Below are 25,912 nucleotides of genomic sequence, written 5' to 3'. Positions count from 1 at the left end.
CCTATCGACGGGATATCGAATGTAGGAGGTCTTCGATGAGAGTTTTCGGATTTTTGATTTTAACGTGCGCCCTCGCCGCGGCGGCCTTCGGCGACGTCGTCGGCGAGTACAAGGGGGCCGGCACCAACCCGGGCGGCCAGGGCTCGTACGCCTGCGACGTCAAGATAACCAGGACGGGCGACGCATACGCGGTCCAATGGTTATTCGACGGCGCGCTCGGCTACGAGGGCGTCGGCATCGTGAAGGACGGCCTCTTCTGCGTGGGCTACGCCTCCGGCCAAGGGTACGGCGTGGTGGTATATGAAATCAAGGGCGACGGCGCGTTGGAAGGTATCTGGACGACGCCCGGTTTCGACGGCCTGGGCCGGGAGACGCTGACGAAGAAATAGCTTCGGGAACGGAGGAAGACGGTGGAGAAGTGGTTACGCTTGGCGGCGGTGCTCGCCCTGGCGTGCTCCTTTTGCGCCTGTAAAAAGTTGAAGGAGATGAGAGAGGGCCCGGGTGGGCCGTTGCCCTTCGGCGAGGGCGGGAAGGAACCGGTAAGCGCCGCCGGCGTCGCGGGCAAGTATACCGGCTCCGGCACCAACCCCGAAGGCGGCTCCTACGAGTGCGACGTGACGGTTTCCCGCAAGGGCGACGCGTACGGCGTGATGTGGTACTTCGACGGGAAGCTCGGCTACGAGGGCGCCGGCATCCTGAAGGGGAATACCTTCGTGGTCGGCTTCGCCGGGCCGCAGGGCTACGGCGTCGTCGCGTACGCGGTAAAGGCGGACGGCTCCCTCGACGGCACGTGGGCGGGGAAAGGCAGTACGAAAGTGGGAACCGAAAATTTAAAAAAGAGATAGGCGCGATTTACCCCCGATAGAAGTGCCTGCTATTATAGAAAAAATCATCGCCGCTCACTCGGGCGACGAGGTTTACCCGGGCGCTACCGTCTGGCTCGAGCTTGACGTCCGCGCCGCGCGCGACTTCGGCGGCGCGAGCGTCGTTAGAAGCTTCGACCGACATTATACCTCTATGCCGGTGGCCGATGCCTCGCGGACGTTCTTTACCTTCGACTGCGTCGTCCCCGCCAAGGATATCCCCTACGCCAACAACCAACAACTCTGCCGCGAGTTCGCCGCGCGGCAGGGCATTAAGGTATACGACGTCGACGCCGGCATAGGCTCGCACGTCTTGATGGAGGAGGGGCTGGCGCGCCCGGGCGGGACGGTGGTCAATACCGACAGCCACATGAACGTCGTGGGCGCCGTCGGCTGCCTGGGCCAGGGGATGGGCGACGCCGACATAACGTTCGCCTTCCGCACCGGCCGTACCTGGCTCGAGGTCCCGCCTTCGGTAAAAGTCGTATTGAAAGGTAAATACAAGTGGCCTACGACGGCCAAGGACGTGGCGCTCGCGATGCTCCGCGAGTTCGGCTCGAGCGGCCTGTTGGGCAAGGCGGTGGAGTTGTACGGGCCCGCCGCGGACGCCCTCTCCGTCGAGGAGCGGGTCACCGTCGCGTCGATGGCGACGGAGATGGGCGCCATAGCTATTTTCATCCCGCCGAGCGAGGAGGTGCTCGCGTGGTGCGAGGGGGCCGCGGGGGCGGAAGTGCGGGGCGTCTATGCCGACGAGGATGCCTCCTACGAGGCGACGTACGAGCTCGACGTCGACGGCCTCGAGCCGCTGGTGGCGTGCCCGCCGTCGCCGGCCAACGTCAAAGCCGCGAGCGAGGTCGCCGGGAAGGAAATAGGCTCGGCCTTCTTCGGCTCGTGCACCAACGGTCGGGTGGAGGACTTCCGCGCCGTCGCCCGGGTGATGTCGGGTCGGCCCGTCGCCGGCGGCGTGGTGGCGTACGCCGTCCCGGCGACGCGTCGCGTCTACGGCGCGATGCTGGCGGAGGGGCTGGCCGCGGAGCTCTTCGGCTACGGATTCGTCGTCTCCAACGCCGGCTGCGGCGGCTGCGCCCAGGGCCAAATCGGTATGACCGGCAAAGGAGAGGTCCAGGTCTCGACCTCCAATCGCAACTTCCCCGGCAAACAGGGCGCCGGCGAGACGTACCTCTGTTCGCCGGCTACGGCCGCGGCCTCGGCGCTGATGGGGAGCATTACCGACCCGCGGGAGGTGGCGTGATTGTGGCGGGGCCGCTGGTAATAGAGGGCCGCGTGTGGCCCGTCGTCGACGCGTCGGGGGCTTATCTGAACGACGTCGATACGGACCAGATCTACCACAACGCCTACCTCGCCGAAACGGAAGTCGGCGAAATGGGCCGGTACGCTTTCGGCAACCTCGCGGGCTGGGAAGATTTCCCGGCGGAGGCGAAGCGCGGCGACATCTTGGCGGTGGGCGCGAACTTCGGCGCGGGCTCGAGCCGACAGCACGCCGTCGACTGCTTCCGCGCGCTGGGCGTCGCCGGCATCGTCGGCATCTCCTTCGGCGCCATCTACAAGCGGAACGCGATAAACGCCGGCTGGCCTTTGGTGGAATGCCCCGACTTGGTTAAATTGGAGCTCGCGGCGGGCGACGTTTTGAGGGTCAACTTTCAGACGGGCGAGTTGGAAAATCGGACGCGCGGTAAGCTCGCGGCGGCGAGGCCGTTCTCGCGCGTACAGATGGACATCTATCTGGCGGGCGACCTCTTCGCCTACGGCGCTTGCTTGGGTTAACGGACGAAAATTAAGCGAAGCGGCGGATTTAAAATCCGCCGCTTCTGTTGTTTCTTTCGGCCCGTTCGGGGATTTTTTACCCGTTGGCCTTAAGTCCGCCGTATCGGATATCCAACCCCCGCTCCCGCAACGCCGCTATGAACGGCCCGGGCTCGAGCGCGACTTCCGGCGGGAAGGCGCCGGCTTTTTTTGCGCCGCCGGAAGCCAGCGTCGCCGCGGCCACGGCGACCGGGAAACCGGTGGTCCGCTGCATCGCCGTAAGGCCGCTCGCGGCGTCGGCGTAGTCGACCAGCTCGAGCGACGCGGCCTTCTCCTCGCCTCGAGCCGTGCCCGCAGCCCAACACCTTACCAGCACGACGTCGTCTTCGCCTTCGGGTAGGACCGAGGCGAGGCGCTCGGCGAGCACGTCGCGGGGTTTGAACCGTACGCCGCCGACGGAGACTTCTTCCTCGCTCGCCAGGCCGAGGTCGAAGAGCGGTTTGACCGCGGCGGAGTGGCCCGGGTACCTTATCGTTTTATAGTCCAGCTCGCGCACCAGGCCGCGGTACGTATGCGGCAGCGTCGAGGAGCCGCCCGAGGTGTGGAACGCCTCGAGCCGGCCCAGCGGCGGAAACTCGAATTCCTCGACGCCGGTTAGCGGCGGAGCCGTCGCGACGTCGCCGTCTTTTAATATCAGGCACGGCTCGGCGTATTCGTTAATCAGGCCGTATACCGAGAAGACGAGGGCGTAGCCGAGCGGCGGTTGGGGGTCGCGGGGCAGGCCGCCGACGCGGAGGTGCACGTCGCGAACGTCGTCGAACCCGGATATCAGCGCCGCGGCCAGAACGTTCGTCATCCCCGGCGCCAGGCCCATATCCGGGACGACGGTCACGCCCGCGGCCTTCGCATCCCCGTCCAGCGCGAGCTCGGCGGCGACGACGTCGTTGTTGCCGCCCATATCGACGAAGTGGGCGCCGGCCGCTATAGCGGCTCGGGCGAGGGTGAGGTTATATCGGTACGGCGCCGCGGACGCGCATACGTCGTGGCCGGCGATTACTCGAGCCGCGGCTTCCTCGTCGCCGGCGTCGACCGCGACGGCCCGCGCCAGGCCGCCTCCCCGCGCGCGCGCGAGCTCCTCCGCGCGCGCGGCGTCCACGTCGGCGACGGTCACCTCGTCGAACGGCCCGTGGGTCGCGAAATCGCGCAGTACCGCTTCGGCCATCCGGCCCGCGCCTATGATTACGGCGCGCATTTGCATCCTCCTTTAACGTCGCGATACGCGGCCAAGGTTAAGGTTGGGCTACGGCGTTGTCAAGGCGTATAAAGTTTTTAGATCGCGAGGAGAAGGCGCACGTCAACCCGGACATCGGCTTCCGGTTGGAGGCGGGCGACGAGTTGGCCGTCATCGCCCTCGACGAACCCCAATTATAGGGAATCGTTTTTAACGTAAAAAACCGGCCCGCGGGCCGGCCTTTTTATTCCGCGGCGCGGCCGCTATTTCCAGTGGCCGCTGATGAACTCCTCGACCTCGGGTAGGCCGCCCTGGAGGATGAGGTAGCCGTTGGTGGGTTCCCGGGCGGTGATTTCGCCGGCGACCGGGGTGAGCATTATCCGCTTGACTTCGTCGAGGTCGTCGGTCTGGCCCAGCGCCCAGCACAGCTTGACGTACGCGACTTCGGGCAGCATATTCTCGGCCGGGATGACGCCTAGGGTTTGCATATCGCGCCCCGTCTCGTAGACGTCCATGTGGACGTAACCCCACAGCGTCTGAACCGTCATATAGACGGCGACGCCGGCCTCCCGGGCGTGCTTGAGCGCCGGATAGCAGGGCTTGTTGACGTGGCCCAGGCCGGTCCCGGCGATGACGATGCCGCGGTAGCCCAGGTCGACGAGCGCGTCGAAGATGTCGGGGTGCATGTTGGGGTAATAATATATAAGCGCCACTCGTTCTTCGAAGGCGGTGTTCAGGACGCATTTGCGGTCGCCCGGGCGGCGGCGGGCGTAGTCGTCGCGCAGCGGCGTGATGCACTCGCGGTCCACCGTCGCTAGAGGGACGTCGGCGATGGTGCGGAAGGTCGACCGGTAGGACGAGTGCATCTTGCGGACGCGGGTGCCGCGGTGGAGGAGGCCGTAGATGTCCGAGGTAGGCCCGAACATGCATACCATTATCTCGGCGATGTCCGATTCCGCGGCGGCCTTGACGGCGTGGATGAGGTTGAGCGCGGCGTCGGAGGAGGGGCGGTCGCTGGAGCGCTGGCTGCCGACGAGGACGATGGGGACGGGGGGGTTCTGCACCATGAACGATAGGACCGCCGCGGTGTGGTGCATGGTATCGGTGCCGTGGCCTACGACGATGCCGTCCGCGCCCTTCTTGATCTCGCGGGCGATGGCCTCGGCCAGGACGACGTATTCCTCGGCGCCCATGTTTTCGGAGAAGACGCCGAAGAGCTTTTCGGTCCGGAGGTTACAGATGTCGGCCAATTCCGGGACCGCGCCGTAGAGCTCGCCGGGCGTGAAGGCCGGGATGACGGCGCCGGTGCGGTAGTCCAGGCGGGAGGCGATGGTGCCGCCGGTACCCAGAAGCTTCACGAACGGCTGGCCTTTTTTAAACGGGAACTCCTTCTCGGGAATCTTGTAATGGGCGACGGTGCGGCCGGTTTCTTCTATGCCGGTTATAGAAGCGGCGGCGACGCCGACGTTGTACCCGGAGGCGATCTTGATGACGATGTGCTGGTCGTCACCGGACTCGGCGCGGGGTAGTACCCTTCCCTCGAAGCGGCCCCGGCCCGAGTCGATGACGACGTCGCTCCAAACCTTGACGCCGTATTTCTTAAGGCATTTGAGCGCGGCGCCGCGGTAGCCTTTGTAAAGGTCTTGCTCCGTTTCCTTTTTCGCCATGCCGCGTTACCTCATATAAAGAGTGGGGGTAGTACGCGCCCGGTTCTTCAAGCGGGTAACGAGAGCCTATACTTCGCGAGCAGCGCGACGACGGCCGTTGTCGGGTCGGGATGCGATTCGTCGCCCGCGAGGTACGGCCAACCGCCGTCGTCGTTTTGCGTTTGGGCCAGTAACTTTAAACATTCTTGGACGTCGCCGTCGGTCCCGCGCCGGCCGAGGGCGAGGAAGGCCGGCAGCGGATTTTCGACCGGGTTGCGCCAGCGTTCCTTCTGACGGGCCAGCGCTGCGGATAGGCCGGCGAAGGCGTCGTGGTTGGGGGCGATCCCCGCCGCCAGGAGGCCCCGCACGACGCCCGGGATGGTCCACAAGTCCGTCCGGTCCGGGTAGTCCGGCGCCACCTGCCCCGGCCAACCGCCGTCCTTGTTACGCGTCCGCAACAGGAAATTCCGGGCGAGGGTAATATTTTTATCGAAAACGCCTACGGCCGCGAGCGCCACGATCGCGTCGCCCGTTATCCACGTCACCGCGTTTTGGGCCGAGAACCAATCCCATTCCGGTTTGAGGTCGGCCGCCAGCGCCGGGTTCTCGCAGAAGCCGCCGTCGGGCCGCTGCATCGCCGCGAGCCAGGCCGCGCCCTTCGTCGCGGCGTCGGCGGCGCCCTCCCGGGCGAGTATTTCCACCACGCCGGCGGTGACGGGGACGCTCCCCGGTTCCCCTGTGGCGCGCGTGCCGACGAAGGAGCCGTCGTCGTTTTGGGAGCCGGTGATTTCGGCGACGAGGTCGGCCAGGGCTCGCGGTACGTCGACGCCGGCGAGGCTGAGCTCGAGAAGGTGATATGCCTTCCCAGCCCCGATGACGTATTCCGACGCTTTCGTAAGCGGTTCCATATCGGCATCCTCCCGGCTGTACCCTTATCCAGCAGCCGGCGATATTTCTTCCGTCGCGATTTGGGCCAACTCGGCGCCGGGTATCAGCCCCCGGAACTCGGCCATTAGCTCGCCCATGGCGAAGCGCTTTACCGCCGCGGGGCCGGCGGGGAAGCGGCGTCTTTTGACTTTTCGTTTTACTCTTTTTACGGCGGCGGCGACGCGTTCCCTCGCTTCCCGGCCGTGTCGCAGGTCGTTGAGGGCGCGGCGCAGCGGCACGCCGCGGGACACGTGAGCCTCGAGCGCCGCGACGACGCCTTCCCGCGTAATCTTTCCCCGGCCATAAAGGGAAAACGCCCTTTCGACGTCGCCCTCGGCCAGCTCGTCCACGGGCCGCCCCCGCCGCCGCCACCCCTTCAACTTGTGCATGAATACCGTGGCCGCGAATTTGGCCTCGACGCCGTACTCGTTTACGGCTTTTTCGAACGTACGGACCCAACGCGACGCGGCGAGCGGCGCGATGCAATCCTCCGGGACGCCCCCCTCCCGGTAGCGCTCTTCGCGCGCCCAGATCGGTTCCGGGAGGTCCGCCGCCAGCGCGGCGACGCGTTCTTCCGATATTGTGATGGGCGGCCGGTCGGTATCGGGGTACATCCGGTCCGGCCCGGGCAAGATCCGTTCGAAGCCGTTGGTGCCGTCGGCCAGGGCCTGGCGCGTATCGGACGGCACGCCCAGCGTGGCCTCCCGCGCGCGGAGTACGACCTCGTCGGCGCCCAGGCGGGCGTCGGCCGGCGGCCCCCACACCAGCACGACGACGTCGCCGCGGTCGGTTTTAAGCTTGCGGCGCAGGCGGCGCCAGATAGCTCCGTCCATACGACGGCGCGAGGTCTCGTCGTCGAAGATATTCGGCAGCCGGTCGAGGCATGCTACGACGCGTACCCGGTCCGATATCTCGTCCACGAAGTGCTTGGTCTCCTGGGTGCGGGCGCCGAGGATGCCGCGGTAACCGCGGAGCGCCACGGCGTAGACGCGGCCGCCGTCCAGGACGGCCCGGCCGGGGGGCCGGCGCGCATTTTTCGCGAATTCGCCCGACACGTCCTCCACCGCGGCTCGGAAAGACCTGGCCGTTATCCCTCGGCGCTTCAGCTCGGCGCGTATGTCGAGTAGGGCCCGCTGCCGCATGGCCTCATTGTGGACGAGGCGCGGTATGGCCTTGAGGCGCGGCACGCCTTTGATCTCGACGCGGGTGCCGCCGGCGACGGACACGTTTACGTCCTCGCGGGCCGCGCCGATGCCGGTGCGCACGAGGCCGGTGGAACGGGTGAGGCGGCGCAGGAGTTGCCCCACCTCGGCGATTTCCCACGGCGTCTCCATATCGGGGTGGGTAACGGTTTCGATGAGCGGCATGCCCAGGCGGTCGGTGAGGTAGGTCCGTTCGTGGCCCTCGTCGCTCACCTCGCGGCAAGAGTCTTCCTCCACCGCGAGCTGTTTGATGCCGATGCGCCGGCCCCGATACGGCACGTAACCTTCGACGCCCACGATGGCGGTACGTTGGAAACCGGTGGGGATGGAGCCGTCGAGGTATTGTTTGCGGATGATGTGCATCTCGGCGACGACGTTGCAATTCAACAGCAGCGAGACCTTCAGGCCGGCGTCGATGGATTCCTCGTCCATATCGAAGGGGGGCGTATCGTCCATCTCGTAGGTGCAGCAGCTCTTCTGCTTGGTGCGGTAGATTATGTTCTTGCGAGTCTTGAATTCCATGAGCGCGGTGCCGTCGTACTCGCCCATTTCGGAGAGGGTAGGCCGCATGTGGCGCAGGATCTTGGCGTCGTAGTCGTACGAGTAAAGGCCCGCGGGGCAGCGGCAGAAGAGCTTGGAGGCGGTCAGGAGTTGTTGGTGGATCTCGAGGCCGCCGCGGAAGCCTATCTCGCGGTAGTCGTCGTCGGCTAGCGTGCCGAAGGGTTTGACGTTTGTTATGGCGGGCATCGTTCGCAGGCGCGGGTAGAAGGCCGGCGTCCAAACTCGAATTTATAACATAACGGCCGCCGCCGATAAAGTGTTTTCCGGCCGTGGCGTACGTTAAAAACCGGCCGCGGCGGGCCGGGAAATCCGAGTACGGTTAATTCAGGACGTTTAACGCCGGGCGCGATAGTGGAAGTCCTGGAAGTAGTATTCCCGCGACGGCGCCAGCTCCTCCGGCTTGGAGCGGTATTTCTTGGGCGCGTTTAAGATGCGCTGGTGAACGCGGGCGATAAGGTCGCTGCTGACCTCCCGCTGCTCCATAAGCATATCGGCGACGGGAACCTTGGATTCGGCCTTGCCTTGCAAGACGTCGACGACGTGAGCGTCCGCCGCCAGCGAGCTTACCGTGGCGTCGATGATCTCGAGGCGGAGTTGCTCGCCCCATTTCGTATCGGGGACGTACGCGGCGCAGAAGTCGACCGCGGCCTTGGCCGCCGGCACCGTTTGGTTAATAATAGCTTGCTCCAACCGGCCCGGGGCGTCGGCGAAGCCGCCCGCTTCCACCAGCTCGTCCAGGTCCTTCCGCGTTTCCAGGAAGTCTTCGAATACCGTCTGGCACTCGGCGAGCCAAACCGCGGTGGGGACGGTTCCGACCTTTTTGGCTTTTATTACGCCTTTGGGCAGCGGCCCGGTTTCGGCCCCGGCGAGGCCGACGAGCGCGACGAGCGCCGGGAGTATTATTAGCGTGTTAAACCGTTTACCCATAGCGGGTTTTACCGCGGCGTTTCGGCGCCGTGGCGCGCCGCTTCGCCCGCGGCCCTGCCTATGATCGCTTTCGCCGTCGGGTTGCCGGGGTCGAGCATTAGTATGTCCGCGCAGTGTTTCGTGGCCGCCTTAAAGTCGCCCGCTTCCAGCAGGTAACGGGCGAGGTGGAGGCGCGCCGGTATGTTTTGCCGGTCGATTTTACCCAGCGTCATATTGAAGATCTTCCGTGCGAAGAGCTGGTCGGACTCGAGGCCGCGGGCGGTATAGGCGAGCGCGATCATATTGTTGACCGAGGAAAGGTAATCCCGCACGTACGTCTGTTCCGGTTTACTCAGCTGCGAGGCGAAGTTCATCACCGCGGAGCCCAGGCGGATGATGCGGTCCGCCGCGTCCCGCGATTCCTCCTTGCCCGTAACGTCCATCAGCCAGAACCTCATGACGAGCAAATACAACCAGAAGAGGTCGCGGCGCAGGTGGGCGGTTTGGACCAACTCCAAGGCGCGGTCGAGGGTGCGCTTCTTGAGCGCTTCCGGGAGGAAAACGAATATCTCGTGGTCGAGAAATGAGACCACCTCGAAGATGGCGATGGTAATCGCGGAATCTTTAAGTTTCTGTTGTTTGTCCGAGGAGAACTTGACGGCGAAATTTTTGCTTTGCTCGAGTATCGAACGGACGTTTCCGCTTACGAAGAATTCGTAGACCTGGCCCGAGCGGGAATATTGCTCTACCTTTTTCCCGATGTTTATCGTAAAACCGTCGATGCGGGGCACGGCGTCGCGGCTGCGCACCCGCCAGTCCTTGGTTTCGCGGATTACTTTCCCGGTATGCACCCCTATGCCGACGTCGAATACGAGCCCCTTGTCCTCGAAGGCTCCGTAATTGAAGTCCGAAGTGAGCCAGGCCAGTTTCATCTTCGCGCCCAGTTGCAGCGCGGAGCGCACGTCGTACTCGGTATTCCCCGAGTACAGGAATACGCGCACCTCGTCGCCCTCGATGTCCCATTCGTAATCTTCGCCCACTCGTATGTCTACGCCGCGGCCGGACATGCTTTCGCGCGGTACGTAGCGGTAGCGTAGGACGTGGTCTACGATAACGTCGAACATCAGCGACTGGAATTCGGTGAGCATCTTGTTGTAGCTGACCGCGTCCTGGACGCCCGATATCCCGGTCGAGTTTATGATGTCCACGAATAGGACCGTGGCCCGGATTTCGTTGTTATTTCCTTCCTCTGCCATGCCCGTTGTTAGATCTGCAAGCTCTTACGTTTTTCGCGGATGAAATCTTCCAGGTACGAGACCCTCTCGGCCAGGCTGGCTTCCATAACTTCGCGGAAGTGCTGTTCGTCGGTAGTGAACGTGTCGAACTCCTCCCGGAAGCCGGCGAGCAGCTTCGCCGTCTCTTCCCGGTAATGCTCCAGTTCCCTTACTCGTTCGTGAAGTACCGCCGCCTTCTTGTCCAGAACCTGTTTGGTGTCGTCCACCGTCGAGGTCGTTTTTTCGATCTGGGCGGCGAATCGGGCGAGTACGTCGTTTACGTTCTTCCGCAGCGCCTCATTTTCCCGGGCGCTCTTCTCGTTCGCCGCTTGGACCTGTTCCCGTATCGTGCGCGTCAGGCGTTCGATTTCGGCGAACGATTTGTCGAGGGCGGCGCGGTGCTCCGCGGCCTCGTGCTCTTGCGTCGCGAGCCGCCGCTCCACCGTCTCCAAGATGCCGCCCAGTTTAGCCCGTACGGTTAAGTAAAGGAAGGTCGTAGCGCCCGCGGCGAAGGCCGCGACTATTACGGCCGGGTAGGGCGAAACGAGGTAAAATGCGGCGGCAACGGCGACCGCCGCCAAGACGAGTACCACCGCGAACAGTACGTCGAACAAGCGAAATCCCATCGTTACCGTCCCGCGTTGCGTCCGCGCCTCCTGCTTTCGTTCAACAACATTCTATCACACAGCAGCTTTTTGGTCAACAAACCTTCGTCCTTTAAAAATGATGATTTACGGCCTCCGTTAGTCCGCACGCCTGCTCCGGGGTCGCCACGCCCGCCACCAAAACCGGCTCATTTCGGCCAATATTTTCAAGATAACTCCCGGCGACGCGAGGGTCGACCGCCCGGCGCGCCTGGGGAAGTAGTGGACGCCGAGCGGGGTAACGCGCAATCCCGCCAACTTCGCCCGGGCGAGCATTTCCGCGTCAATGAAGGACCCCTCCGACGTCAGCGGAAGCTTTTGCAAGGCCTTTTTGGTGAACAGCTTGTACGAGAAGTTGACGTCCTGCACGCCCAGCCGGAAGAGCGCGTTAATCAATCGGTTATACGCGACCGAATATATGCTGCGCCACCAGCTGTCGCCGCGCTCGAGCCGGTAGCCCGCCACGACGTCGGCACCGTCCCGGAGCAGTAAATCGACGCCGCGGTGGACGTCGCGGAAGTCTATGGGGAGGTCGGCGTCGGTGTAGAAGACGAGGTCCTTGGTGGCCGCGGCGAAGCCGGTGCGCAGCGTCCGGCCCAGCTTGTAATTGCGGTCGTGGTGTATCGCTTTTACCTCGGCGTATTTGACCGCGAGCTCGTCGGCCAGCGCCGGCGTCCGGTCCGTCGAGCCGTCGTCCACAACGACGATCTCGAAATCCCCGTGGCGCGTCGCCAGCGCCTCGCGCGCGCCCTCCACCGACGCGACGACGTTGGCCTCCTCGTTGAAGGCGGGGAATATTACGGTTATCGAGGGTTTGACGTTTTCGAGCTTTTTTACCATAAATTTAGATTGCTTCAATTACTACCATAACGGCGCGACGCGGGCAAGGTTTATAAAGCATGCGCGGCCGTGCCGATTCACCCGGGGATTGTATTGCGCGACGTCGCGCGCGCGCTTCGGGCCGCCCTTACCGAACGGCCGGTGTCTCGCGACGTCCCGCTCGAGGATGATACGCCTTAGGGTTTTCCCTTTTCGGGACCACGTCGGGCCGGCCCGTTAGGCGGCGCTACGGCATACTCCGGGCCAGGCGGTGGATCTGCGGAAGGAGCTCGGCCACGGTGCGTACGGCGACGGGTTCCACGATGACTTGTCCGATATCACGCGGCATAGCCACGTAAATTTCGCCGCCCGCCGTCGGCTTTCCGGCGACCAGCGCCTCGAGCGTTTTATCCAGGTTTAAAGTGGGCAAGTAAGTGGGGAGGTTAAAGCGCCGCAGAAGCGCCGCGACGCGTATGACGGCCTCGGTCGCGATTTCGCCTCGCAGCTCCGAGAGGAGAGCGGTGTATATCAGGCCCACGGCCAACGCCTCGCCGTGGTTAAGGGCGAACCGACTCGCGCTCTCGAAGGCGCGGCCCAGCGTACGCCCCAGCTCGAGGAGGTGGTATTCGCCGGGGCCGCGTTCTCTCGAGGCCAGCACCGAAGCCTTATACCTCAGGCCCCTCTCGACGACGGCGTCCAATTCGACGCTTGCCCGCAAAAGCAACGGCGCGTTGTTTTCGAGATATGCGAAGGCTTCCTCGCCGCCGAGTACGGCGTATTTTACCGCTTCGGCGAGGCCGGCGGAGAGATGCTTGGCCGGCAGCGTCGCCAACAGCTCGGCGTCGACTATTACCGCCCGCGGTTGGTGGAACGTACCGACCTGGTTTTTTAGGTTGTCGACGTCGATGCCCACGTCGCCGCCCAGACACAGCTCGAGCTGGGCCAAAAGGGTCGTGGGGACCACGGCCCAGGGCACGCCGCGTTTGAAGGTGGCCGCGGCGAAGCCGGCGACGTCGCACACGCTGCCGCCTCCGAACGCCACCACCACGTCCGACCGGCTGACCACCGCCGCGGTGAAATCCCGGTATAAGTCCGCGAGTTGGGCGAGGCTTTTGGCATCGTCGCCCGCGGGTACGGCGGCGGACCTGACGGCGAAACCCGCGCGCTCGAGCGCGGGGGCGAGCGCTTTGAGGTACAGCGGCCTGACGTGTTCGTCCGTGACGATGAAGGTCCGGCGCGCGTCCGGCGCGGCCTCGCGAAGGAGGCTGCCGGCGCGCGCGAGGGCGCCGCGTTCGCCGTGTACGCGGTACGACGCGCCCGCATGTTTGACTTCTATATCGTACATAGCCTTTGCCTCGCGTGAAAATACCACAACGGCTTCCGCGGGGCAAGATATTCTTGACCTCTTCGGGGCGAAGCCCTATAATCGCTTTCGTGAAGGTAGTAACGCCGCTGCAGATGCGCGACGTCGACCGTCGCGCCATCGACGGCTTCGGCGTCCCGTCTTCGGTCTTGATGGACCGGGCGGGCGCGGCCGTGGCCGTGGTCGCGCTGGCGTTGGCGGAAGGAAACCGGGTCGCCGTCGCCGCGGGCCCGGGCAACAACGGCGGCGACGGTTTCGTGGCCGCGAGGTATTTGGCCGACGCCGGCTTCGACGTCGCCGTGCACTTGCTCGGGCCGGCGGCCCGGTTGAAGGGCGACGCGGCCGCGAATTGTAAGTCGTTCGTCAATTGCGGCGGCCAGCTCGAGGAGTACGAGCGTCGCCGTTTCGGCCGCGACGTAGGCCGGGCCGGCGTAGCGCTGGACGCCATGTTGGGGACCGGCAGCCGCGGCGGCCTGGCCGGCCCGTTTGCGGAAGCGGCGGCGGCGCTGCGCCGGGCGGGCGGGCCGGTGGTCGCGGTCGACGTACCCTCCGGCGTTGACGCCGCCACGGGTGCCGTGCCGGACGTGGCGGTCGCCGCGGACGCCACGGTAACGTTCGGCCTGCCTAAAATAGGCCTGCTGCAATTTCCCGGGCGGGGCTACGCCGGAGATATCCACGTGGCCGCCGTCGGCTACCCCGGCGCCGCCGTCGACGAGCTGGCCTTCGAGCCTTCGGGCGAAGCGCCGGGCTACGTAGCGCGGATACCGGCGGTGGAAGAAGTCGCGGGTTTACTGCCGTTAAGGCCGCTTAATTTACATAAGGGGGCCGCGGGCCGGGCGTACGTATTGGCCGGCTCGCGCGGTATGAGCGGCGCCGCGGCGTTGGCGGCGCAAGCCTGTTTACGGGCCGGCGCGGGTCTGGTGGAAGTGGGCCTGCCGGCCGAGCTCGACGTCATCTTCAGCGCCGCGACGCTGGAATGTCTGTCGCACCCGCTGCCGCAGACGCCGGAGGGCGCGCTCGCGGCCGGGGCCGCGCGCGCCGTCGTAGAGAAGACGGCCGCGGCGGACGCCGTCGCTATCGGCCCGGGGCTGGGCCGCGCGGGCGAAACCGCGGCGTTGTTGCGCGACGTGACGCGCCGCGTTAAGTGCCCGGTCGTCGTCGATGCCGACGGCCTGTACCTCCTCGGCCTGGACGGGTTGACGGCGTCGCGGCTCCGCGGCGTATTGACGCCTCACCCGGGCGAGATGGCGCAGCTCTTCGGCGTGGGCGCGGACGACGTGCAGCGCGACAGGCCGCGGTGGGCCCGCGAGCTCGCCGCCCGTACCGGTATGGCCGTCATATTGAAGGGTTACCTGAGCGTAATCGCGGCGCCGGGCGAGGAGACGTGGCTTAACCCGACCGGCAACCCGGGCCTCGCCAGCGGCGGCAGCGGCGACGTACTGACGGGCGTGGTCCTCGCGTTCCTGGCGGGGGGCGCGTCCCCCGCGGCGGCCGCGCGGGCCGGCGCGTACGTCCACGGCCTCGCCGCCGACATCGCCGCGGAGGCCTCGGGCGAGCGGTCGCTGGTGGCCTGCGACGTCCTGGAGGCGCTGCCGGCCGCGTTCCGAGTGATAGAGGAAGGCCCGGGCGAGGGCGACCCGGGTTTGGATAATTTGTTCGCGTCGTACGGCTAACGCACCGGGTGGCGAAGCAAGCCGGAATTATTAAATCGAACGCAGGAGGTACGTTTATGAAACGGACCGTCCTTCCGGCCTTATTGAGTATCGCGCTGGCGTCCACGGCCTCGGCCGGGCGCCTCGGCTTCGGCCTGGGCGTAACTATCTTCAAACCGGCGGAAGAGGACTCTTCGTACACGCCGATGTTTACCGGGAACGGCTATTACTGGGTGAATAAACACGTCGTGCCGTCGCTCGAGGTCGGCTACGCGCGCTATTCTCTTAACGATACGACGTACAACTTCATGCCTATAATCCCGCGCGTGGCCTATCACTTCGTATTGACGAAGAATTTCGACCCGTACGCCGGCCTGGGGCTGGTCTACGCCCGGAAATGGTGGAGCGGCGCGCTCGAAGGTTCGGACAATATGTGGGGGTACGCCGGCTCGGTCGGGTTAAACGTCGCGGCGACGAAGAACTTGGGCCTGGGCGTCGGCGTGGAGTACGTCGTTCCCGACGCCGGCAATTTCGACAGCGGGTACCCCGCGTTCAGGTTCAGCCTCGGCGCCGGCGGTTTCTAACGTTCCGTGGCCTTCATACGCTTCAAAGGGCCGTACGCGTACCTGGTGGAGAACGAGCGACGGAAGGTAGGCGGCAGGAGTTACGTCCACCAGCGCGTCCTCTGCTACCTGGGCCGCGAGCCGGCCATAGACGACGCCGTTATCGTGGAGGTGGAGCGCCGCTTCCCCGACGCGGCCGTGGATTGGAGGGCGTTAAGGGAGGAGTTGGCCGGCGCTCGCGCCTCGAGCGAGCGGCGCCCGGGCCGCAGGCGCGCGCCGAAACCCGAGAAGGCCGAACGTAAGGAACGGGAGGACGAATGGCGCGACTGGGATTAGGCGGTGGCGTTTCGCGCCGACGGACTTCGGCCTCGGCTTAAATGGAGCCATATAAGTTCGCTCGACGACGCCGGCCTCGCGGCCGGCGTTTAAAATGCCGTCCCGCGGCAAGGGCGTCAGGCCGGTTATGTTTGACAGGAGTAATTATAATTATGTTATAAGAACGTCGCGTTACCCGCCCGGTGGAGGGCGGCGGCTCGTCATGTTACGACCGGCGTAAAAAAGGCAGGGGCGATATGGTCGACGAGAAGAAGAGAAAGATGGCGTTGGTGTTGTGCGCCGGGGAGCTGGACCGCGCGCTGGCCTGTATGAATATCGCCGTCGGCGGCGCGTCGATGGGTATGGAGGTGGCCGTCTTCTGCACCTTCTTCGGCCTGAACGCCGTCCGCAAGGACGGCGTGGCGCCGGCGCCCGCGCCCGGGGAGGAGCCGAAGCGTATCGGCCTCTTCGGCGCCCGAGCCCTCCGGCGGGCGTTCGCTTATCTTAACCCGGGCGGCGGCAAGTACATGAACCCGAGCCGGTTCTCGTTTTGGGGTTTGGGCCGGCGGTTGACGGCGCGGCTGATGCGCGACTCGCGTATGGCGAACCTCGACGAGCTTATCAAGCTGGGCGCGAGTTTGGGCGTACGGTTCATCGCGTGCACGACGTCGCTCGAGGCGCTGGGTACCCCGCGCGCCAACGTGCGGCCGGAGGTAACGGAATTCGCGGGCGTGGCGACCTTTCTGGCCGAGGCGCTCGAGAGCGACGTACATCTTTTCATTTAAACGTCGGCGCCGGCGCAGCCGGAGATAGCGGGGTTCGGTATGGCCGATAAAACCGTGGATTGCATAGGGCTCTACTGCCCGGTGCCCATCGCCCGGGCGGCGGAGGCGATAGGAGGCGTCGCGGAGGGCGAGACGGTTACGATCCTGGCCGACGACCCGGGCGTGGAGAACGACTTCCCGAATTGGTGCCGCGTGACCGGCCACGAGCTGGTCTCGTTGGAGGAGGCCGACGAGGGGTACAAGATAGTTATCCGCAAGAGGTCGGCGGCCGGCGGCGGGTAGGGTTTGCGGCGCGGCGCCGCGGCGGGCTTTTTATTTAATTTCGGCCGAGGCCGCCGGGTCGAAGGGGTTGGTCCGGACCGCGAGCGAGAACAGGTACGGGTACTTCCGCTGGAGGTGCTCCATATATTGGAGCCACTCGCCGATGATCCGCACGTACGCCCGCCTGATGTCGCCGGCGAGGTGTTCGTAGTCCGCGGCCGGCAGGCCGTACGCCCCGTCGCGGTGCGCCAGTTCCTCGGCGAGGTGGGTTACGGCCCACAGCAAATCGGTGAACGATTCGTGTTCCAACAGGTTGGGGTTCTCCAGCAACCTTAGCAGGAATTCCCTTTTGGCGAGGAGGAAGTCCCGAAGCTCGTCCAGGGCTTCCGGCCCGACTTCGATGGTGTAGTCGTATTCGGCCATCCGTTTACCGGCCTGGACGAAGTCGCGATGCGTCCATTCCTTGTTCAAGAGCAAGTTTTGGCGGACATCGTCGAAGTCTTCGTCGAGGGCGATAATACGTTTCAGGAGGTCGGTTCCGACTTCGTTGAAGAAGGCGCCGATGACCATATTCAATTTATTGAGCAGGGCGCGCTTCTCGCGTTGGCCGAGCAGCCGGTGTATGATGACGGTTACGAGCAGGACCTCTATCGGGACGAAGGCGATGTCGCCGACGAGATAGATGAATATGTGGTGGGCGTCGCGGAAGATGGCGAAGTGGATTACGTAAACGAGGGTAGACAACGCGACCAGCGCGACGGCCAGATATAGTAACCAGTCCGAACGTTTCATAACCGCGGCCCCCTTTTTGGTGGTTTTTTGACGTAGACTATAATATAATATCCGCGAGGGGATAAGTTGAAAAAAAGGCGACCGCTTTAAATTATACGGAAGAGCCAAGGGGGGTAAAAAGTTTTATTTAATGACGAAATACGAGGGCCGGGGTTGGTGAACGGTATATGAGGAAATTTGCCATATACGGTTTTGTGGCTTTAGCGGCCGCGGCCGGGGCGACGCAGACGACGCCCGAGGCCGCGGCTTTCTTCAACGACGGCGTCGCGAAGACGAACGCGGGCCGCTACGAGGAGGCCGTGGCCGCGTTCGAGAAAAGCTTGACCGAAGACCCCAACCTGGTCGAGGCCCACGAGTGGATCGCGCATATCTTGATTCTGCAGGGGGACTACGACGGCGCCATCGAGCGTTATCAGCGCATCGTCGCGCGGAACCCCTCGACCGATTCGAAGGTGAGCCTGGGGTTGGCGTACCTCCGCGTGGGCGACGTCGATATGGCCGCCAAAACGTTGTCGAACGCCGTGGCCGCGGACCCGGACCATTGTAAGGGGTGGAACAACCTCTCCATAGCGTACCTACGGCAAGGCAAAGTCGCCGACGCGCGCGCCGCGGCCGAACGGGCGGTGGCCCTCGAGCCGAGCTTCGCTTCGGCGCACGTCAACCTCGGCAACGTCGAGCTGCGCGAGGGCGATGCCGCGGCCGCCGTCGCGGCCTTCGAGAAGGCCATAGCGCTTGACGCCGCCCAGGCCGAAGCCTATTACGGCCTGGCCGAGGCCTATAAATATTTGGGCGAGGAGGGGAAGGCGGGGGATTACTACGTGCGGTACCTGAAGCGCGCCGGCCGGGACCAGGCGAGGCGGGAGGCCGCGGTCAAGTGGTTATGGGAACACGGCCGGGGCGTGGAGGTTCCCAAGTAGTGGCGCGTCGCAAACGCCGCCCGAGCGCGCCTTTCGACATCGTGGTAGGCCGGAACAGCGTTCTGGCGGCGCTCGGGGCCGGGACGCGTACCGTGCACACGGTGATAGTGGACCGTACCGGCGGCGGCGAAGCGGTGGATGAGATAAGGCGGCTCGCCCGGGAGGTGGGCGCGGAATTAAACGTGGTCGCGAATCGGGAGCTGACGGAACTCGCGGGCGGAGATTTTCACCAGGGCGTCGCCGCGTACGTCGCTAAAAAACAGACGCCGGCCTGGGAGGAGCTCGTGGCCGAGTCGCGGGGCGGAAAGCCGTTCGTGGTGCTGGACCACGTGGAGGACCCACGCAATTTAGGCTCGGTCGTCCGCTCGGCGGCGGCGTTCGGCGCGGGAGGCGTCTTCTTCCCGCCTCGACGCCAGGTTCAGGTTACCCCTTCGGTAGCCAAAGTGGCGGAGGGCGGTTTGGAATACGTGCCGGTGGTACCGGTGGCCAACGTCGCTCAGTTTTTGCGGCAAGTAAAAGAGGCAGAGATTTGGTGTTACGGTTTGGAAGCGGACGGCGAGGCGCGGATGGATGAGCTCGAGTTCGGCCGGGGCGCGGCGTTCGTCCTCGGCGGCGAGGGCGTAGGCCTGAGCGCGGCGGCGCGGAGGGAGTGCGACGCCGTCGTGGCCATCCCGCTCGCCGGCAACGTACCGTCGCTAAACGTGGCCGCCGCGGCGGCCGTAACCCTTTACGAGTTCCGACGCCAGCACCCGCTGGCCGGGGCCGTAGATCGAAAGGGGTAAATATATGAAGCTAAAGGTATTATTGACCGGGTTGTGTTTCGTCGCGGTAAGTGCGCCCCTTTTGCTGACCGGCTGCAGCCCGTCGGGGAAATTCGGGGCCCCGGTAATAGCCAAGGATGAGACCGCCATCTCGGACATCCTGGACAACCCGGCGTCCTTCGAGGGCAAGACGGTTATGGTGAAGGGCCAGGTGGCGACGGTGGACGACGACGGCCTCGGCTTCCAATTGGACAACGGCCTCGGCAGCTTGCTTTACGTGGAGGTCGCCGGCGATTTCAAGATATCGAGCGGGGCCAAGTACCATCTTACTACGGCCGAGGGGAAGATCGTACTCGAAAAGGATACCGGGACGCCCCGTTTAACGGCTTCGGGGATCGACGTTAAGTAGGCAGCTCCTTTTAGGAAGCCGGCGCCGGCCGCGCCGGCTTTTTTAATTTTACGGCTCGAGCCGTTGTGGTAATATGCCGCGTGAAAGTCCTCGCCGAAATCGCCCGCAACAAGTACCTGTTGGCGTTGGCCGCGTCTTTGGCCGCGCTCTTCGCCGCAAGCTTCCTAATGCCCCCCGCGGCGCGCGGGTTGACGCGCTTCTTCGCCTATATGTCGCTGGCCTCCAACACTATCCCGCTGCCGGCGACGCCGTTAGTGATATATATGGGGCGGGAATACCCTTGGGTAGTGGTGGCGCTCTTGGGCGGCGCGGCGACGTCGCTGGCCAACCTCCTCGACTACGAGGTCTTCTCTAGCGTCTTCAAGACGAAACTGCTGCGCAGGATAAAGGAGAGCGAACATTCCCAGGCCAGCATCCGGGCCTTTTCGCGGGTGGCTTTCCCGACGCTGGTGGCCGTTAACTTCGTTCTGTTTACGTGGGACCTGGTCCGGTTGGTTGCCATCGCGGCAAAGTATCCGCGGGCGAAGTACGCCGCGGCCACGTTCATAGGCCGGACCGCGCGCTACGCCGTCCTGGCTGTGGCGGGGGAATTATTCGAGCCGCCGATATGGGCCATCGGCGTCGTGGCCGTCGTGCTGGCGCTGCCGGCGTTTGCCTCGTGGCTCCGCGCCCGGTTGCGCCGCCGGGCCGCGAAGGACGATGAAGGCGAGGGATAAACCCCAACTTTTTAAGGCGTTTATCCCGGGCGCGTTACTCGAGGGATATCTTACCCTTGGGAGTGCCGCGGCGGCCGTGGGTATTTTTCTTGACGCCGTTAACCCCCCGCGTTTGCCCTTGATTTTAGGGAAGCGTTTATATATAATACGGCCAAAGCGTAACGATAATAAGCGCCGCATCTACGCGGCCGTAAGCGTATTTCCGTTTTAGGAGGAACCATGGGCTTTAAAGACAAAGTCCGGGAGTTCGCGTTAAACCAGACTATAAACCGGATGGCGGACCTGGCCACCAAAGGCGACCCGGACAAAAATTTAAGGCGCATTATAAAGCTCGGCGAGAAGATAACCAGCGACCCGCTGTGGGTGGACGCCATCCAGGGCTTCAAGTACCGCCTCGACATTAACCACCCGCTGATGGAAATAGCCCGGCGCTTCATGAAGGAGTTCAACCCCAACGTGCGCCGGCGGCTTTTAACCAACTTGGTCGTGAAGGAGGGCCTCGTCGGCGCCGACAAGCGGCACAAGGTCGAGGAGAAGATCGGCTTCTACCCGCCGACGCTTCTCGTCATCTCGCCGACGATGCGCTGCAACATAACCTGCACCGGTTGCTACGCGGCGCAGTATCCCAAGAAGTACGAGATGGAGCCGGAGCTCATCGACCGCATCTTCACCGAGGCCAAGGAGATGGGCATCCACTTAATCGTCATCTCGGGAGGCGAGCCGCTCTTCCACGCCGACATGATGGACCTAATCGAGAAGCACGCCGACATCGGCTTCCAGATGTATACCAACGGGACCCTCATTGACGAGAAGATGGCCAAACGCATCGCGAAGACCGGCAATTTAATTCCGTGCATCAGCCTGGAGGGCCTCAAAGAGGAGACCGACAATCGCCGCGGCGAGGGCGTCTTCGAGAAGTGCTCGGAGGCGTTCGATTATATGAGAAAAGAGGGCGTGTGCTTCGGCTTCAGCGCCACCTGCACCCGCTACAACCTGGACGCCATTACCAGCCCGGAGTTCATCGACTTCGTGGAGCGTAAGGGCTGTACGCTGGGCTGGTACTTCACGTATATCCCCATAGGCCGCGACCCGGACACGTCGCTCATGCCGACGCCGGCGCAGCGGTACACGCTGGGCGCGCGCATCCGCCGCGTCCGCGAGACCCGCACCGTCTTCGCCGCCGACTTCTGGAACGACGGCCCCCACGTCGACGGCTGCATCATGGGCGGCAAGCGGTACTTCCACGTCAACGTCCACGGGGACGTCGAGCCGTGCGTCTTCGCCCAATTCACCGTCGACAACGTGCGCGACAAGCCGCTGGTCGAGTGCCTGCGCAGCGACTTCTTCCGCGAGTTCCGCAACCGCCAACCGTTCAGCAAGGACTTACGGCGGCCCTGCGCCATCATCGACAATCCCGGCGTACTCCGCGAGTGCGTCCGGAAGTGCGGCGCCCGGCCCTCGTACGACGCCAATATAAAGTTGATTACGGAGTTGGCGGAAGACCTCGACGCCTACGCCGAGAAGTTCGAGGCCGAGGTCGACGAGTACAGCCGGAAGTACGACGGCGACCCTTATTGCGAGTTCGGCGAGGTCGAGCAGACGGGGTGGGTGCCGCCGTCGAAGAAGAAAAAGCAACGGGTCAAAGCCCGCTAGGTTTTTTACGCTATGCCAAAAAACCCCGCCCTCGGCGGGGTTTTTTAGGCGGAACCTTGATTTTCGGCCGGCGTTTGTTATACTTCGCGAAGGGGGTGCGTAACGCCGCAGAATACAACGCAGGAGGAAAGATGCGTAACTTAACCTTGATAGCGATAGCCGTCGCGGCGGCGACGTGGGCCTTTGCGCAGGAGGCGCCGCCTTCCGCGCGGCCGGCCTTGACCTTTATGCCCTTTGCCGACGAGTCGCCCGGCTCCGGCGCGGAGGTGCCGCCCGTTCCCGGGATGCCGTTCGACGTCGAGGCGCCGATGCCGTGGCTCGGCGACGGCATTCCCGCCTTATTGGAGCTCGCGCTCGAGCGCTCGGCCGCGGTCAACCTGTTGCGGCGGGCGGACCTGGCGCTGGGCCTTAAGAGAAACCGGGATTTGGAGCTCGCGCCTGATACGCCGGTGGGGGACGTTAGCGACGTCGCGAAGCGAGAGGGCGTGACGCACGTCGTGGCCGGGTATTTCTACAAAGAAGGTAAGGACCTCTCGTTCAAGGTACGGGTATGGCCCGTCGGCGAGGAGGTCCTCCGCGTCCCTCAGCTCGAGGTTTTAGAGGAAAGCAAGGCCGAGCTGGAACGCCTGGGCCGGGAGTTGACGGAATCGGGCGAAGAGCTCAGGAAGCTCATGACGGACCCGTCTCTCGCCTGGGAAGCGAAGAAGGACCGGGCCGCGGCGATCCGCGACGAGATGGACGCGAAGAACGCGCGGATGGCCGAAATCGCCGCAGAGATAAAGAAATCCGTTCCCCCCGCCGAATACGCGGTGGAGGTAAACCGGGTGCGGCTGGAGGAGTTGGACGAACTGGCGGACGAACTGGCCGAAATGCTTACCGACCCGGGGATAAAAATGGATGAGAAGCAGCGCCGCGCCGAAGTCTTACGGGCCAAGATCCGGGAGGCGGCCGAGGGGATAGCTGAAATCGTCGTCGTCATCCCCAAAGGGCGGTCCAAGGAATTCGCCGGCGGCGCGGACGACCTGTTCGCGTTGACCGACGAAGCGGCCAAGTTCGTGCTCGAGGCGACCGGCGCCGAAACGGCGGGCTACGTGACGCGCCAACCGACCTCGGATATGGAGGCGTTCAAATGGTTCGCGAAGGGCGCTTCCCGATACTACACCGGCGAGCAGATAAGCTTCTTCCTGCGCGCCGCCGACAAGGACCCCACGTTCGCCGAAGCCCATTTACGTTTAGGGTTGGCGTACCTGAAGGAGAAGGCGTACGCCGACGCCGCGGCGGAACTCGAGGAATCCCGCGGCCTCGCCGACTTTTATCCCTCCGCCGCGGTGGGGTTAGCCGCCGGCTCGCGTAAAGAAAAGCCGGAGGACACGGAAGCGGCGGGGTACTTCTACTTGGAAGCGCTGGCCGTCGACTCCTCTTACGCGCCCGCCTTCGACGGCCTGGGCGGAATGTACTTCGCCGCCGGCGACTACGAGAAAGCGCGTGAGAACTACGATAATTTCATTGCCGTCTGGCCCACGAACAAGGACGGTTACTACGCCCTCGGCAACACGTTGTGGCTCATGGGTAGGGATAACTCGGACTGGAAGTCTCTTCTGCGCGCGGCGATCGAGTCCTACGAGAAGTCGTTGTCCGTCGACCCCGACTTTGCGGCTTGTCATTACAACTTGGCCTCGGTATATAAAATCTTCGAGGACGTGGAAAAGGCGAGTTACCATTACGTGCAGTACATCAAGCTTGAGCCCGAATCCCCGAAGAGTAAGGATATCGTGGAGACGGTCGAGGGTTGGCTTCCCAAATTCGCGCCGGGCTCCGCGATACGGGAAGAGGTCGAGGCCGCCATAAACGCGTGGAAGGCGGAATACGGCCCGGAATGAGATACGCCCCGCGGCAACGCGTATAAGAAAGGGCCCCGTCACGGGGGCCTTTTTCACGTGCGCCGCTCGCTTGGAGTCACCGCACGAGGACGAGCGTCTTGGTGGAAGGGGGCGTGCCTTCGCCGGCGCGGAGGTTCGCCAAGTATACGCCGCTGGCCACCGGTACGCCGCGGCTGTCGGTGCCGTCCCACTCCGCGACGTACTTGCCGGGCGGGTTGGCCTCGTTCACGATGGTGCGTATTAATTTCCCGGAAATATCGTATACCGCTATCGACGTTTTAGATTCCCGGTCTTCGACCGGGGCGACTTCGTAGGCGATGCTAATCCGCGTCGCGAAGGGGTTAGGGTAACAACTCGTGATAGCGCTTCGGGCTTTCGTCGCGCTGCCGCCTACGGCCCGTATGGCTTTGGGCCCGTAGGTGTAGGACGCGCCGGAGGATACGCGCTCCTCGAGTTTGTAGTAATAAATTACGCCGTCGTCGATTTTATCGTCGCGGTAGCTGTATGAGGGCGTCGGCTGTTCGTCGACGTACGCCAACTCGAAATACACGACGTTGCCGCTCACGGTGTCTTTTATGCCCTTGAATACGGCCCATCCCAAACGGCCGGTTCGCGGGTCGGCTTTCCACCGAACGGTGATCCCGCCGCCGCGGGCGGATAATTCGAACGTTTGGCGATTCGCCGCCGGCGCGCGGTATTTAGCGGTACGCCAGTGGTTGCCGCCGTACATAGGCCAGGGGTTGACGGAGGGGTCGTAGGCCGCGTCGGTACGGAAGACCTCGAGGAAGCCGTTCTGCGCGGCCACGACGAGGTCCATGAAGCCGTCGTCGTCCACGTCCGCGGCCGCCGGCGTCGACGTTACGCCGTTCCCTTGGAGTTTAAGAGGAAACCCGCCGGTAAGCGCCCCGTTTTTCTCGAAGGCCAAAAGCGAGCCGTCGTACGTGGCGAGTAATATTTCGGGGAGGCCGTCGCCGTCGGCGTCGACTATAAGCGGGGCCGCGGCTACGGTGCGGTTTATTTGTTTGGGGAAGCCCGGTCGCGGCCTGCCGTCGGCGTCGAAGGCCGCGAGCGTCGCGCTATTAATGTGGGTCGCGCCGCCGACGAATACCAACGTTAATGCGCCGCGCCCTTCTACGTCGCCCACGGCCGCGGGGGTCGTTATCGGCTTCGGCTCGAGGGATTGCGGCCACCCCGCCCGGATGTTCCCGGTCGCGTCGATGACGTACGTCGAACCGGCGGTGGTCCCTACCAGAACCTCCGTTCGGCCGTCGCCGTCTACGTCGGCTAAAACCGGCGCGCCGACCACTTTCCCGTCCACCGCCGCCGGCCAGCCCGGAACGGCGCCGCCCGAGGTCGAGAAGGCGTAGACCTGCCGGTCGGCCGCGACGACGACTTCCGGCCGGTGGTCGCCGTCGAGGTCGCCCACCGCCGGCGGCCCCGCCGCCGAACCTTCGAGCGAAACGGGCCACCCGCCTACGACCGTGCCGTTGCCGTGGAGGCCGAACAGCGTAGCGCCGGCGGCGGCGAATATTTCGAGGCCGCCGTAACTCGTGAAGTCCTGAATGGCGGGCCCCGCGGCGCCGGCGGCTAATTCCTTGGGCCAACCGGCGAGCGGCGTTCCTCGCTTGTCGAAGGCGTAGATGCGGCCGTCGGCGGAGACGTGGATAACCTCCAACGTCTTATCGCCGTCCAGGTCGGCAAGGGCGGGCGAATTGCGCTCCCCGCTCCGCACGCCCGTAGAGACCGGGAACCCGGCCAGGAGTTGGCCGCCGGCGTTGAATAAGTTCAGCTTGCCGTCCCAGGTGGCGATCGCGATTTCGCGGCGGCCGTCGCCGTCGACGTCCGCGACCGCGGGGGACGAGCCGTGATAAGAACCGCCGGTCGCGGGCCAACCGGGGAGGTACTGGGGGTTCCCGGTAGCGGCCCACGCCGCCGCCAACGTCGCGACGCAGGAAATTGTTAAGCGCTTTATGTAATACCGCGGGCCCATTTGCAACCTTTTTCGATT

General features: G+C 64.3%; 27 protein-coding genes. 16 read left to right on the top strand and 11 right to left on the bottom strand.

All coding sequences use genetic code 11. The annotated features are described in order from the left end of the window. Positions 1–35: 35 nt before the first annotated feature. The 4 genes from VMX79_04950 to VMX79_04935 are packed head-to-tail and all read left to right on the top strand — an operon-like array spanning position 36 to position 2,648. Positions 36–389, top strand: coding sequence for a hypothetical protein (locus VMX79_04950; protein ID HUV86440.1), 354 nt, complete (start codon positions 36–38; stop codon positions 387–389). 21 nt (positions 390–410) lie between these two features. After that, positions 411–845, top strand: coding sequence for a hypothetical protein (locus VMX79_04945; protein HUV86439.1), 435 nt, complete (start codon positions 411–413; stop codon positions 843–845). Between the two features lie 22 nt (positions 846–867). Further along, positions 868–2,115: an aconitase/3-isopropylmalate dehydratase large subunit family protein gene (locus VMX79_04940; protein HUV86438.1), complete on the top strand. Its 1,248-nt coding sequence runs from the start codon at positions 868–870 to the stop codon at positions 2,113–2,115. 2 nt (positions 2,116–2,117) lie between these two features. Then, a complete protein-coding gene (locus VMX79_04935; protein ID HUV86437.1) occupies positions 2,118–2,648 on the top strand; it encodes a 3-isopropylmalate dehydratase in 531 nt (176 codons plus the stop codon). Between the two features lie 76 nt (positions 2,649–2,724). On the opposite strand, the gene VMX79_04930 is transcribed toward VMX79_04935, so the two are convergent. Next, positions 2,725–3,879, bottom strand: a complete 1,155-nt coding sequence (locus tag VMX79_04930) for a saccharopine dehydrogenase C-terminal domain-containing protein (protein HUV86436.1) — start codon at positions 3,877–3,879, stop codon at positions 2,725–2,727. Between the two features lie 56 nt (positions 3,880–3,935). Between VMX79_04930 and VMX79_04925 the strand changes: the two genes are divergently transcribed. After that, on the top strand, positions 3,936–4,058 hold the full coding sequence (locus tag VMX79_04925) for a hypothetical protein (protein ID HUV86435.1): 123 nt from the start codon (positions 3,936–3,938) through the stop codon (positions 4,056–4,058). A gap of 63 nt (positions 4,059–4,121) precedes the next feature. On the opposite strand, the gene gatD is transcribed toward VMX79_04925, so the two are convergent. The 8 genes from gatD to VMX79_04885 form a co-directional block, all read right to left on the bottom strand. Beyond that, entirely contained in the window at positions 4,122–5,525 is a 1,404-nt protein-coding gene (gatD, locus tag VMX79_04920) for a Glu-tRNA(Gln) amidotransferase subunit GatD (GenBank protein HUV86434.1), read from the bottom strand. Between the two features lie 47 nt (positions 5,526–5,572). Further along, positions 5,573–6,412 carry a prenyltransferase/squalene oxidase repeat-containing protein gene (locus tag VMX79_04915; GenBank protein HUV86433.1) on the bottom strand — a complete coding sequence of 280 codons (840 nt, stop codon included), beginning with the start codon at positions 6,410–6,412 and terminating at the stop codon, positions 5,573–5,575. Between the two features lie 24 nt (positions 6,413–6,436). Then, on the bottom strand, positions 6,437–8,380 hold the full coding sequence (gatE, locus tag VMX79_04910; protein ID HUV86432.1) for a Glu-tRNA(Gln) amidotransferase subunit GatE: 1,944 nt from the start codon (positions 8,378–8,380) through the stop codon (positions 6,437–6,439). A 147-nt stretch (positions 8,381–8,527) separates the two neighbouring features. Further along, positions 8,528–9,121, bottom strand: coding sequence for a hypothetical protein (locus VMX79_04905; GenBank protein HUV86431.1), 594 nt, complete (start codon positions 9,119–9,121; stop codon positions 8,528–8,530). An 8-nt stretch (positions 9,122–9,129) separates the two neighbouring features. Continuing rightward, positions 9,130–10,356 carry an adenylate/guanylate cyclase domain-containing protein gene (locus VMX79_04900; protein HUV86430.1) on the bottom strand — a complete coding sequence of 409 codons (1,227 nt, stop codon included), beginning with the start codon at positions 10,354–10,356 and terminating at the stop codon, positions 9,130–9,132. A gap of 8 nt (positions 10,357–10,364) precedes the next feature. After that, entirely contained in the window at positions 10,365–11,000 is a 636-nt protein-coding gene (locus VMX79_04895) for a hypothetical protein (GenBank protein ID HUV86429.1), read from the bottom strand. 117 nt (positions 11,001–11,117) lie between these two features. Beyond that, a complete protein-coding gene (locus VMX79_04890; protein HUV86428.1) occupies positions 11,118–11,858 on the bottom strand; it encodes a glycosyltransferase family 2 protein in 741 nt (246 codons plus the stop codon). A 226-nt stretch (positions 11,859–12,084) separates the two neighbouring features. After that, positions 12,085–13,182: a 3-dehydroquinate synthase family protein gene (locus tag VMX79_04885; GenBank protein HUV86427.1), complete on the bottom strand. Its 1,098-nt coding sequence runs from the start codon at positions 13,180–13,182 to the stop codon at positions 12,085–12,087. An 89-nt stretch (positions 13,183–13,271) separates the two neighbouring features. Here VMX79_04885 and VMX79_04880 point away from each other — a divergent pair, with 89 nt between their 5' ends. The 5 genes from VMX79_04880 to VMX79_04860 all read left to right on the top strand — a co-directional run bounded on the left by VMX79_04880 (position 13,272) and on the right by VMX79_04860 (position 16,797). Continuing rightward, entirely contained in the window at positions 13,272–14,873 is a 1,602-nt protein-coding gene (locus VMX79_04880; protein ID HUV86426.1) for an NAD(P)H-hydrate dehydratase, read from the top strand. A gap of 56 nt (positions 14,874–14,929) precedes the next feature. Next, positions 14,930–15,436, top strand: a complete 507-nt coding sequence (locus tag VMX79_04875) for an OmpW family outer membrane protein (protein ID HUV86425.1) — start codon at positions 14,930–14,932, stop codon at positions 15,434–15,436. A 6-nt stretch (positions 15,437–15,442) separates the two neighbouring features. Beyond that, entirely contained in the window at positions 15,443–15,751 is a 309-nt protein-coding gene (locus VMX79_04870; protein ID HUV86424.1) for a hypothetical protein, read from the top strand. A 236-nt stretch (positions 15,752–15,987) separates the two neighbouring features. Then, positions 15,988–16,515: a DsrE/DsrF/DrsH-like family protein gene (locus tag VMX79_04865; protein HUV86423.1), complete on the top strand. Its 528-nt coding sequence runs from the start codon at positions 15,988–15,990 to the stop codon at positions 16,513–16,515. 39 nt (positions 16,516–16,554) lie between these two features. After that, positions 16,555–16,797 (top strand): sulfurtransferase TusA family protein, encoded by a 243-nt coding sequence (locus VMX79_04860; protein ID HUV86422.1) that lies wholly within the window; start codon positions 16,555–16,557, stop codon positions 16,795–16,797. Between the two features lie 30 nt (positions 16,798–16,827). On the opposite strand, the gene VMX79_04855 is transcribed toward VMX79_04860, so the two are convergent. Continuing rightward, complete coding sequence (locus tag VMX79_04855; protein HUV86421.1) at positions 16,828–17,568, bottom strand: hypothetical protein; 741 nt, start codon at positions 17,566–17,568, stop codon at positions 16,828–16,830. 167 nt (positions 17,569–17,735) lie between these two features. Here VMX79_04855 and VMX79_04850 point away from each other — a divergent pair, with 167 nt between their 5' ends. The 6 genes from VMX79_04850 to VMX79_04825 all read left to right on the top strand — a co-directional run bounded on the left by VMX79_04850 (position 17,736) and on the right by VMX79_04825 (position 23,904). Beyond that, the gene (locus VMX79_04850) at positions 17,736–18,485 is read left to right on the top strand and encodes a tetratricopeptide repeat protein (protein HUV86420.1); all 750 of its coding nucleotides are present in this window, start codon (positions 17,736–17,738) and stop codon (positions 18,483–18,485) included. Further along, positions 18,485–19,267: a 23S rRNA (guanosine(2251)-2'-O)-methyltransferase RlmB gene (gene rlmB / locus VMX79_04845; protein ID HUV86419.1), complete on the top strand. Its 783-nt coding sequence runs from the start codon at positions 18,485–18,487 to the stop codon at positions 19,265–19,267. Before VMX79_04850 ends, rlmB begins: the two co-directional genes overlap by 1 nt. A 4-nt stretch (positions 19,268–19,271) precedes the next feature. Then, on the top strand, positions 19,272–19,655 hold the full coding sequence (locus VMX79_04840) for a hypothetical protein (protein ID HUV86418.1): 384 nt from the start codon (positions 19,272–19,274) through the stop codon (positions 19,653–19,655). Between the two features lie 65 nt (positions 19,656–19,720). Then, positions 19,721–20,371, top strand: a complete 651-nt coding sequence (locus VMX79_04835) for a VTT domain-containing protein (protein HUV86417.1) — start codon at positions 19,721–19,723, stop codon at positions 20,369–20,371. 219 nt (positions 20,372–20,590) lie between these two features. Next, positions 20,591–22,024 (top strand): radical SAM protein, encoded by a 1,434-nt coding sequence (locus VMX79_04830; GenBank protein ID HUV86416.1) that lies wholly within the window; start codon positions 20,591–20,593, stop codon positions 22,022–22,024. Between the two features lie 131 nt (positions 22,025–22,155). After that, a complete protein-coding gene (locus VMX79_04825; GenBank protein HUV86415.1) occupies positions 22,156–23,904 on the top strand; it encodes a tetratricopeptide repeat protein in 1,749 nt (582 codons plus the stop codon). A 76-nt stretch (positions 23,905–23,980) separates the two neighbouring features. Here VMX79_04825 and VMX79_04820 read toward each other — a convergent pair whose 3' ends face one another. Further along, the gene (locus VMX79_04820) at positions 23,981–25,894 is read right to left on the bottom strand and encodes an FG-GAP-like repeat-containing protein (GenBank protein HUV86414.1); all 1,914 of its coding nucleotides are present in this window, start codon (positions 25,892–25,894) and stop codon (positions 23,981–23,983) included. Positions 25,895–25,912 lie beyond the last annotated feature (18 nt).

The organism is bacterium, assembly GCA_035529855.1.
Taxonomy (GTDB): Bacteria; RBG-13-66-14; B26-G2; order WVWN01; family WVWN01; genus WVWN01.
The sequence above is the reverse complement of the archived record's forward strand: the minus strand, read 5'-3'. Positions and strand labels throughout refer to the sequence as shown.